Genomic DNA, 722 nt, shown 5'->3' on the forward strand with positions numbered 1-722 from the left:
TGTGTCTGGGCAGATCCAGCATATGGTCGGTGTGAACAACGTCAAAACGCTGGTTGCCATCAATAAAGACAAGAATGCCCCGATTTTCAATAGCGTTGATTACGGTATCGTCGGCGATCTTTATAAAATTCTGCCGGCGTTAACCGCCCGGTTAAACCGTTAACGCAAGGTAAAGGATTAACACACTATGGCAGACGATATTTTTGACGCCATCATCGTGGGGGGAGGGCTGGCCGGTGCCACAGCCGCCTACGTATTGGCACAAGCCGGGCTGGATGTGCTGGTGATTGAACGCAGCAATGTCTCGGGTGGAAAAAACATGACGGGTGGGCGGCTCTATGCCCACAGCCTGGAGCGCATCATGCCGGGGTTTGCCGAACGCGCGCCGCTGGAGCGTCAGGTCACTCGAGAGAAAATATCCATGCTGACAGCGGATAGCGGCGTCACGCTGGACTACCAGCACGCGGCTTCTGCGCTGCCCGAAGAGCGCTCCTACACCGTGTTACGCGCCACGTTTGATCCCTGGTTGATGGGGGAGGCGGAGGCTGCGGGCGCGCAATTGATCCCCGGCGTACGCGTTGACGAATTGATCGTGCGAGAAGGGAAGGTGTGTGGCGTCAGAGCGGGCGAAGACGAAATTGAAGCGCGCGTTGTGATTCTGGCTGACGGGGTTAATACACTGTTGGGGGAAAAGCTGGGTATGGTGCGCCATGTCAATCCCC

The 722-nt window shown here is 56.8% G+C and carries 1 protein-coding gene and 1 pseudogene; both read left to right on the top strand.

Features of this window, described 5'->3' with window-relative positions; translation table 11 throughout:
- Nucleotides 1–163, top strand: a pseudogene (locus J5224_RS32700) (electron transfer flavoprotein subunit alpha); the annotation flags it as partial.
- A 24-nt stretch (nt 164–187) separates the two neighbouring features.
- Nucleotides 188–722: FAD-dependent oxidoreductase (locus J5224_RS32705; protein ID WP_264629083.1), on the top strand; the 535-nt coding region annotated here is incomplete at its 3' end.

The sequence above is a fragment of the Candidatus Symbiopectobacterium sp. NZEC135 genome (genome assembly GCF_025962695.1).